Source organism: Butyricimonas faecihominis (assembly GCF_033096445.1).
GTDB classification, from domain to species: domain Bacteria; phylum Bacteroidota; class Bacteroidia; order Bacteroidales; family Marinifilaceae; genus Butyricimonas; species Butyricimonas faecihominis.
The window spans coordinates 2150787-2160955 of the sequence record NZ_AP028155.1 but is presented as its reverse complement, the minus strand read 5'-3'; the positions used below and the strand labels follow the sequence as shown (position 1 = coordinate 2160955).

Here is a 10169-nt window from a genome sequence, read left to right as displayed (position 1 = left end):
GAGTGGTGGTTATTTTATTGCTTGGTGATAGGCTTGAAAGGGTGAAAGAAATAATGGAGCATGGAATAGGCTGAATCCAAGTGATAAATCTGCTATCCAGCAATATTTACAACTATAAAATAATAAAGAAATATTTGCTTTCTGTAAAAATGTTTATATATTTGCAATGCATAACATACTCAACGGCGGGGAATCCTGCCACAGTGTAGCAGGCATTTTTTTTGCCTGTTAACTCCATACGGCGGTTCCGTACCCCCGTGTGGAGTGTTAATGCACCCACAGCCGTTGAGTGGTGTTATGCAACGGGACAGACGGAACCGTTTTTTTTCGTCCTAATCTTTAAACAAAAAGGCTTATGGGAGGGAATCGTAATTGTATCTTTGCGTGTAAAGGGAGAAGTTCGGCTTCGATAATTCTTTTGATTTTTAGTCTTAAAGGGATGGTATAAAGGTATCATCATGTGCTTGTAACGAGATCGGCGTGACGAACATTCGTGTTGTGAGCCGGGAATGTTCAGATCTTTGTATTTCTTCATCAGTTTTTATAGAATCTTTGTTTTGAATGACAAGGAGGTAGTTTGTTATGCCATAATTGGCATGACACAATAGAGTGGAGTGGTTGTAGTTTTGGTTAAAAGAAAAGAATAAAATGGAATAATGAACATGAAACACGGTGCGCAAAGCAACTGAAAAATAAAAGAGGGGTGTATTCTATGCCTGAGAAACGTTGAATATCACCCCCTTGTGTAAATCAATTTTATCAATTAATTAACAATCAAAGTTATGAAAAAAACTTATGACAGGAAAGTTTTTAAGCGAAAGTTACTGTCGGATCGAAGTACGGTAACCGTGACAATCCGGTTATTTATGATTTTATTGTTGGGCTTTCCGCTATTGACGAGGGCCGGGACGGTGGATTCCACTCGTGTGGCAAACCGGGAAGTGAGGGGAAAGGTGATAGACGAGAAAAAGCAGCCCATTCCGGGAGTTTCGGTACGTCTGGGAGGAACATCAATGGGAACAGCCACTGATGTAGATGGGAAGTTCAAGTTATTGATCCCGGCTGACACGGCCACGCTAGTCGTTTCCTTTATCGGGATGAAGACGGAGGACGTGAGGATTCCCCGGTTGAAAGCGGGCGTGGAACAGAAGGAGTTGACGATCGTGTTGCGGGAAGAGGACGTGAAACTGGAAGACGTGGTGGTGACGGGTATCTTCACGCGTAAGAAGGAAAGTTTCACGGGATCGGCATCCACTTACTCGGCTGCCGAGTTGAAAACGATGGGTACGCAGAACGTGCTGCAAAGTTTGAAGACGCTGGACCCGGCTTTCGCCATTATCGAGGATAACCAGTTCGGGTCGGACCCGAACCGTTTGCCGAACATGGAAATCCGGGGAAAGTCGAGTATGTTAGGTTTACGGGACGAGCTAGATGCCGACCCGAACCAGCCGTTGTTTATCCTTGATGGGTTTGAGTCAACGTTGGCAGCGATTAATGATTTGGATATAAACCGGGTGGCCTCGATCACGATCTTGAAAGACGCGGCGTCGACGGCCATTTACGGTTCGAAGGCGGCTAACGGGGTGATCGTGGTGGAAACGGTGAAACCGGAGGCCGGGAAATTGCAGGTAAGTTATACCGGAAACATGAATCTCTCGATGCCCGATTTGTCGAGTTATAACTTGATGAATTCAAGGGAAAAGCTGGAATTTGAATTATTGGCAGGGAGGTATGATCCGGTGAATTGGTCCACGACGAACGAGGTGGAATTAACCCGTTTGTATAACGAGAAATTGAAGAAAATCGAGAGTGGTGTAAACACGTACTGGTTGGCTGAACCTTTACGGGTAGGAGTGAACCAGAAACATTCACTCTACGTGCAGGGAGGCGAGGGGAATTTCCTGTTCGGCTTGGGAGCGGGATACAACGGGATTTCCGGGGTGATGGAAAAGTCGGAGCGGGATGTGATCAGTGGCAATATCGACTTGATTTACCGGATGTCGAAATTCCAGTTCTCTAACAAATTCTCGTTGACCTCAACTCATTTCAAGAACCCGATCGTGGCATTCAGCGCGTATGCTGCGGCGAATCCTTATTACAAAAAGTATAATGACGAGGGAACGGTGGATAAATGGTTGGAATATAATGATTACTTCAAAGCTTCGAACCCGCTGTGGAACGCGAGCCAAAATAGTCGGGATAAGGGAAGTAATCTCTTGTTGAACAATTATTTCATGGCGGAATATTTCCCCACGACGGAATGGCGGGTACGTGCCCGGTTGGGATTGACTTACGGGAATGATGACACGGAGAAGTTCTATTCCCGGAATGATACCCGATATGAGAACGTGGAAACTACTAAAAAGGGAGAGTTTCATTCAAATAACGTCCGAACAAATCAAGTTGAGGCGGAGTTAAGTGTCACGTACGCGAAAGTACTGGGAAAACACAGGATTAACTTGGTTGCCGGGGGAAATATTTCCAGCAATAAATCGCTTACGCAGGGGTATTCTGCGGTAGGATTCCCGGACGGAGATTTTTCTTACCCCTCTTTTTCGAACGGCTACCCGGAATACGGGACTCCTGCATACTACGAGTCGGTTTCCCGTTCCGTGAACGGTTATTTCAACGCGGGGTATTCTTTTGACGATCGTTACTTGATGGATTTCAGCCTGCGGACGAGCGGTTCATCGGTTTTCGGTACTTCCCGGAGATACAATACGACGTGGTCGGTCGGGTTGGGCTGGAACTTGCACAAGGAGAAGTTTATCATGGATCACGTGGCATGGATTAATATATTGAAACTGCGGGCCTCTATTGGAAATCCGGGGAACCAGAGTTTTGACTCCGCGCAATCCTTGTTGACTTACTCGTTCCAGTTTGGTTCCATGAACTACTTCGGGATCGGGGCGGAATTGTCGCAGATCGGAAACCCCGATTTGGAATGGCAGATCACGGTGGATAAGAATATCGGTCTCGACGTGACGTTGTTTAATAAACGCTTTTCGTTGACGGCAGATTACTATTACAAGGTGACCGACCCGTTGTTGATCAAGGTGAGTACACCGCTTTCTTCCGGGACATCCACTTACATGACGAACGCGGGAGAACAGGTGTCACAAGGGTTGACGGCATCGGTGTCCTATTTTATTTTCCAAGATTTCGAGAAACGCTTCTCGTGGATGGTACGGGCGAACGTGCGGACGCAGAAAACCCGGATTGACAAGATCGGGAACAAGCTTTCCTCTCTGAATGCCAGTGGAAAGGGTGAAAACACGGTGAGGTATTATGACGGGGCCGACCCGGATGATATTTGGGCGGTAAGGTCCGCGGGGATTGATCCCTCGAACGGGAAGGAGTTGTTTTATGCCAAGGACGGGAGTTACACGTACGATTTCTCGTATGATGACGAGGTGATTTGCGGGAATACCCGCCCGGACGTGGAGGGCGTGATTGGTTCATCGCTCAATTGGAAGGGATTTTCCGTGAGCTTGAATTTCCGTTACCAGATGGGGGCTGACGTGTTCAACGAGGTTCTTTATAACAAGGTGGAAAATATTTCGAGAAATGATCTGAACAAGAATCAGGACAAGCGGGCGTTGTACGAGCGTTGGCAGGAAGTGGGGGACATCGTGCATTTCAAGGATATTGCCAGTGCGGAGACGACCCCGATGTCTTCCCGTTTCGTGCAGGAAGAGAACGTGTTGACCTTGGAATCTATCTACGTGGGATACGAGTTCTATGACGGATGGATCAAAAAATTAGGGTTAAGTAGTTTGAAGATTCAAGCATCCATGCGTGACGTGTTCCGGGCATCGACCATCCGGTCCGAGCGAGGAATTGCCTATCCTTTTGCCCGGAGTATGGAGGCAGGACTTTCGTTTAATTTTTAAAGATGAATGGTTATGAAATTATGGAATATCATTTGGATCGGGGTTGTACTCGTGTGTGGTGTAGGGTGTTCGAGTTTTCTGGACGTGCAGCCGAAAGACAAGCAATCGGAGAAACAATTATTCGCCACGAGAGGCGGTTTTTATACCGCGGTGAACGGGATATATAACAAGATGGCATCCCCGGCTCTTTACGGGAAGAATCTTTCCTACGAGCTGGTGGACGTGATCTCGAAACGTTACCAGCCTCTTCCGGTGAACACGTACTTGACAGCGTTGAGTACCTTTGCTTACACGGACGAGAACGTGAAAAAAACGTTGGAAAGTACATGGACCACGGCTTACAACACGATTTTGAATTGTAACGTGGTGTTGGAGAATATTGACGAGAGTGAGGGTGTGTTACAGGAACAGGAGTATCGGGTGTTGAAAGGGGAGATGTTGGCGGTACGTGCTTTCCTGCATTTTGATATGTTGCGGTTATTTGGTCCGGTCTATAAATTGCATCCGGAGGCGGAGGCTATTCCTTATAATGAATCGTCGAAAGTGGTTGCTTTACCGTTGATGACGGCAGATTCCGTGCTGCATGAAAAGATTTTGCGGGATTTGGATGAGGCAGAGGAGTTACTGGCGGATAGTGACCCGGTAATAGAGAATGGACCGATGGCTTCTCTTGAAAAAGACGAGGAGGTGTATCTACGTTATCGCCAGTTACGAATGAATTATTATGCCGTGTTGGCGTTGAAGGCTAGAGTGTACTTGTACGTGGGGGAACAAGCGAACGCATTGGTTGCGGCTCGGAAACTGTTGGCGGACTCGAAAGTGAATGAACATTTCCCGGCGGTGGACCCGAATAAGTTGTTGGCAAACCAAAGTAATCCCGACCGGGTGTTCTCCACTGAAGTGTTGACCGGGATTTACAAAAAAGACCGGGTGGACATTTATACAAATTATTTCAGTGCCGAGCAAGCGGGGAATAATTACTTGCACCCTAGAAAAGATTTCGTGGGGACGAGTCTTTTCGCAGGAGAGACACAGGATTACCGTTTCCAAACGTGGTGGCAAGTTGCTTCCGGCGTGGGGGAGAGCGGGCATTCTTTGATCAAATACAAGGGGATAGATAAGCCTAGCGGAACAAAGGAATCGGAATATTTCTATGCAGTCTTCATGTCGTTGATTCGGTTGAGCGAGGTGTATTATATTGCGGCAGAATGTGAACCCGTGTTGTCAGATCGGTATGGATGGCTGAACCAGATGCGTACCCGTAGAGGATTACCCGAATTGACGGTTGTTTCGGAGGATGATTTCATGAAACGCTTGCGTTCGGAATATTTGCGGGAGTTTATCGGAGAGGGACAGATATTTTTCATGTACAAACGGCTGTATATTAATATTAACAGTGACGAGAATGGGTATGATACCAATACGTATGGAGCTAAGGAAGAACGTTACGTGTTACCCTTGCCTTCCGGAGAAGTTGATAATCGTTAAATTGTAAGATTATGAAATGGAAAATTATATTGTTTGTTTCAAGCTTGACGCTTGTTTTCTGTGCTTGTGAAAAGCAAGATATTTCGGTCTTTACTACGGATGATAGCGGAATTTATTTTCAACGGGTGACCAGTTATATTTATAATAGTACCACGGAATATTACGGGGATTCGGTGGCTTATTCATTCGCCTCTGCCAAGGCCTCGGTGAAGAGTGTGGTGCTTTCCGCGACAATTCGGACGATGGGGAAGGTGGTTGATTACGATCGCCCTTTTAAAGTGGTGGTGGATCAAGAGGGTACGACAGCTATCGAGGGGAAACATTACGAAGTGAATTTGGATACGGTAGTTGTACCTGCGGGAAAAAGTACGGCTTACGTGCGTGTCCGTTTCTTTCGTACGGATGATATGATGGAGAAAGCGGTGCGTCTGGCAATTCGTCTGGAGGATAACGAGTATTTCAAATGTTATTTCCCGGAGTATAAGAATACGAATGCTTATTCGGCCACGGGGGTGATGATTCACGGGGATGAGTTTGTTTTTTCATTAAGTGAGATGTACACAGAGCCGTGGTATTGGTCCATGTTCGGGGATGGTTTCTTTGGGAATTGGACTCCGAAAAAATTTCTTGTTGTTAATTCTGTTTGCGGGTTGAGTGCTGCAGATTGGGATAACGCCGGGTATGCCGGAGCGAAAATTCAGTATGGACGATTCAATTTTTTTACTACTACGGTACAGAAATATTTACAGGAACAGGCAGATGCCGGAACTCCGGAATTGGATTCGGACGGAAGTTATATGCAACTTGCTCCTTCTTACTCGGTTGACTATTCCCGGTATGAATAATATTAAAAACATAAGGTTATGAGAATAAATCCTATTATACTGTTTTTGTTTGTTTTTTCCTTTTGTAGTTGTTTTGACGATAAGGGGAATTACGACTATCACGAGGTGGCGGAAATAACCATTGAGAACATTCCCGAAGTGGTGGAGGTGTTGGGAAATTCCGACCATATTGTTGTGAACCCGAAAGTCGTTTCTTCGCTAGAGGGAGAGATCGGTAAGGAGAATGCTAATTTTGAATTTAGTTACAAGATCGAGAAGAAGTTAGGTGGCGTATTGGTATCCGGGCAACACTGGGTCGATCTGAATCCTTCGGGCTCATTGGATTTGGACACGTTGGCAGCTTTTGCGGCAGACACGTATATTGCATGGTTCTCCGTGACGGACAAGCGTTCTGGTGTTCAGACGTCTAAGACATTTGATATTAAAGTGTCTTCTCCGACGTATGAGGGATGGATGGTGCTTTGTGATGAAGGGGAGGAAGAGCGTGTTCGGATGGATATGATTTCGGTGATCTCGGCAGAACGGGTGATTCCGGCTTATGATTTGTTGACTTCACTAGGATTACCGGAGTTGAAACATGCCAAGGGAATTGGGTTTTATCCTAATCGATATGCGAATCCTGCCGATTTGATTTACGTGATGTCGGCAGAGGGAACGTATATGCTGGATCGGGAAACGTTTAAAACGGATGAGTCTTTAGAAATTGGTAATGTTGATTTTATCATTCCTCCGGTAAATGAATATGTCGTGTATTACACGGCGGTAAATGGTACAAGTATAGCTGGTGCTTTAGCTAATCTCTGCGTGACGGATGCCGGAAACGCTTATGCACAGGTGAGGGATTATTCTGGTCCCGCTTTTGAATATCCGATCAACACGTCGGAAAGGGGAAAGACTCCGGAATATAAGGTGGCTCCTTACGTGGGAGTAAGTATGGCTCGTCCGGGAAATGGACGTGCGGCTTTACTGTATGACACGGATAATAAACGTTTCGTGGGCTGGAAGTATGGTTATGTCGCTGATGCCATGCAGATTTTGACCCCGGTTGCAGACACGGAAGACGGTTTGTTTAGTTTCAAGACGGGGATGGAATTGGTGTACATGGAAAGTACCCGGTATTCCGGTGGTTTGGTATATTCTATTTTGCAGGATGCCGAAGGGAAACGTTGTATTTACGGGATCAATATGTCGAATAACGGTTTCGTGCAGGAGGCGAAATACGAGAATTTGAATGCACCCGATTTTGACAAGGCGACGATTTTTGCTTTTCATTCTCTATTCCCTTATATGTTTTATGCCGTGGGGAACAAGGTGTATTTGCATAACTTAGGAACAAACACGACTTACCCGATGAATACGATTGCTTTAGGGGAAAACGAGACGGTTACGATGTTGAAATTTAACTTGTACAGGCAATGTTCATTGAATGATTTGAATAACCAGTCCGACGAGTTTATGGCTCGGCAGTATGAGTTGATGGTGGGTTCGTACAATACGGCAGCCCCGGATAACAATGGTGGGAAGCTAGGGTTCTACCCGGTGGATGGGGTGAATAATAGTGTGACGAAAAGGGCGGAATACAGTGGTTTTGCAAAAATAAAGGATGTCGTGTATCGTGAGCGGCGATAACGAGTGAAGGTGGCTCTGTTTTTAACTCCCTCCCCCCTTCGGGGTACTCCCTCTATAAACAGAGGGAGAGTTGAAATACTCCCTGTTTTCGGGAAGTATCACCAACTCCTCCTCTGTTTATAGAGGAGGTGGCCGAAGGCCGGAGGAGTTTATCGAATAATTAATAAGACTTTGTTGGGCATGAGATCGGTCTACGGCTAGAGTGTGGGAAGAGGTCTCCGCAAGAATGGGGGGAAATAAGGGCATACAGATTTCAGATAAGCGTGTCCCCGGCGGTGTAAAGACGTTCAAGGAGAGCGATTATCGAACGAGGACGAAACGTCTATGATCTGTGCGTGTGGCCTTATTTCCCCCTGATCTGTTTTGTAACCGGGAATGTGATGTAAATAAAATGTGGTGGAAGAGTGATTTATTTTTTGTGGAAAGAAGGTTTGTTGAATAAGATTATGATTAAAATAAAAATATTTATCTTTGAACGGACATATGAGGAAAAAGGATCGATGCCAAAAGTATGGATCAAATTGAAAGATAATAGTGGATAAAGAAAAGAGGGACACGTTTGAGTTTTTGTATAAAACTCACTATAAAGAGTTGTATGTTCATGCTTTAAGCTTTGTCCGGGATGAAGAAGAAGCGAAAGACATCGTAACGGATGTTTATGAATACGTGTGGAAGAATTTTGAAAAATTGGATTCTTCGGTTTCTCTGCGTCCCTTTTTATATTCTCTGGTTCGTTCCCGTTCTCTTGATTTTTTGAGGAAGGAGAAAACAAAAGAGAAGTTTTTGGCCTATAAAAAGACCTTTCCCGAAGAGGAGGAGGAATACGTGGAGTATGAACAACTCATCGAAAAAGTGATGCATATTATTGAAAATATGCCTAAACAGACTGCTGTCGTGTTCAAAAAATGTTTCATCGAGCGGAAAAAATACAAGGAGGCGGGGGATGAACTGGGAATTTCGATTAACACGGTTCGGTGGCATATAACGGAGGCTATCAGTATATTAAGAGAGAAAACATCAGATCTCGAATTGATGTTGTTATATGCGTTTTTCTTAAAAAAATAAAAAATATTGTTTTTTGACCCACATCATTTGCCATGCTTTACGTGTAATAGTAAAATGAACGTGAAGTTATGAAATTCGAGAAAGAAGAAGATCGCTTAAATTTTGTCATCGAGTTACTGAATCATCCTGAATTGTTGCAGGAAGTTCGGGTGCAGGAATGGTTGGCAGAATCCCGTAACAAGGAGTTGTACGAGGAGTGTCGGAGGTACTTGGAAGGGGGGCTTCGACTAGCCGTGGGTGATCAGTTGGATGTTGAAGGGGAATATTGGAATTTTACTCGAAAGATGAAATCCGGAGGTCGGTCTCGACGAATGACTTGGTTGTCTGTGGCTGCGGCTGTGGTTATACTTATTTCCGCTAGCTGGTGGTTACTGGAAAATTCGTTGTCGTCGAAAAAGCAAGAGGTGATTCCGGTGGCAGAACACATTGCGCCCGGAAGGAATCAGGCGGTGTTGATCACGGAATCCGGAGAGGAACTTGTGTTGGGGGCATCCGGGAGTGAAAGTCGAGAATTGGGTGAAGGTGTCAGCGTGGAGTATGATAGTTTGAGGGGGATTAATTACAAATTAACCGAGAGGGCAGTGGTCAGTTATCACACGCTTCGGGTACCTAAAGGGGCAGAGTACAAATTGACCTTGAACGATGGAACGATTGTATGGCTAAATTCTGAATCGGAATTGCGTTATCCGACTTCTTTTGCGGGTGAAAGCCGGGAGGTATTCTTGAAAGGAGAAGGTTATTTCTCCGTGGCACACGATGAGCAACATCCTTTTATTGTTGTTTCTTCCGATATATATACAAAAGTATACGGGACGGAATTTAATGTACGTTCCTACGAAGAGGAGGATGTTCACGTGACATTGGTACAGGGCCGGGTTTCGGTGAAGAAAACGGAGGACGGTTCGGAGTATACTTTAAACCCGGGAGAAAATGCCCGCTTTGTCGAGAGCGTGCCGGAGATCACGAAGGTAAACGTGAATCGGTATATAGCTTGGAAAGACGGGTATTTCTATTATGAAAATGAATCGCTGGAATCTATTATGGATGATTTGAAACGTTGGTATGGTTTTGATGTAGTATATGTAGGAAACAAGGCCAGGGACTATCGATTTGAATTGTGGGCGAGCCGGGACAGCGAAATCTCTGTGATCACTGATTTGTTGATGAAGACGAATCGGGTTGGAATAAAGGTGAATGGAAAGACATTGGTCGTTTCCGAAGTAATAAGATAAACAAGTAATCATTTTAA

At 45.2% G+C, this 10169-nt stretch carries 6 protein-coding genes; all 6 read left to right on the top strand.

Features of this window, described 5'->3' with window-relative positions:
• The first annotated feature begins 782 nt into the window (after positions 1–782).
• The 6 genes from R8806_RS09020 (at position 783) to R8806_RS08995 (ending at position 10152) form a co-directional block, all read left to right on the top strand.
• Entirely contained in the window at positions 783–3893 is a 3111-nt protein-coding gene (locus tag R8806_RS09020) for a SusC/RagA family TonB-linked outer membrane protein (protein WP_317146624.1), read from the top strand.
• 12 nt (positions 3894–3905) lie between these two features.
• Complete coding sequence (locus tag R8806_RS09015; protein WP_167513929.1) at positions 3906–5381, top strand: RagB/SusD family nutrient uptake outer membrane protein; 1476 nt, start codon at positions 3906–3908, stop codon at positions 5379–5381.
• 11 nt (positions 5382–5392) lie between these two features.
• Complete coding sequence (locus R8806_RS09010; RefSeq protein WP_124318013.1) at positions 5393–6226, top strand: DUF4843 domain-containing protein; 834 nt, start codon at positions 5393–5395, stop codon at positions 6224–6226.
• An 18-nt stretch (positions 6227–6244) separates the two neighbouring features.
• Complete coding sequence (locus R8806_RS09005) at positions 6245–7855, top strand: PKD-like family lipoprotein (protein ID WP_124318012.1); 1611 nt, start codon at positions 6245–6247, stop codon at positions 7853–7855.
• 534 nt (positions 7856–8389) lie between these two features.
• Positions 8390–8920, top strand: a complete 531-nt coding sequence (locus tag R8806_RS09000) for a sigma-70 family RNA polymerase sigma factor (protein WP_167513930.1) — start codon at positions 8390–8392, stop codon at positions 8918–8920.
• A 68-nt stretch (positions 8921–8988) separates the two neighbouring features.
• Positions 8989–10152, top strand: a complete 1164-nt coding sequence (locus R8806_RS08995; protein WP_124318388.1) for a FecR family protein — start codon at positions 8989–8991, stop codon at positions 10150–10152.
• Positions 10153–10169 lie beyond the last annotated feature (17 nt).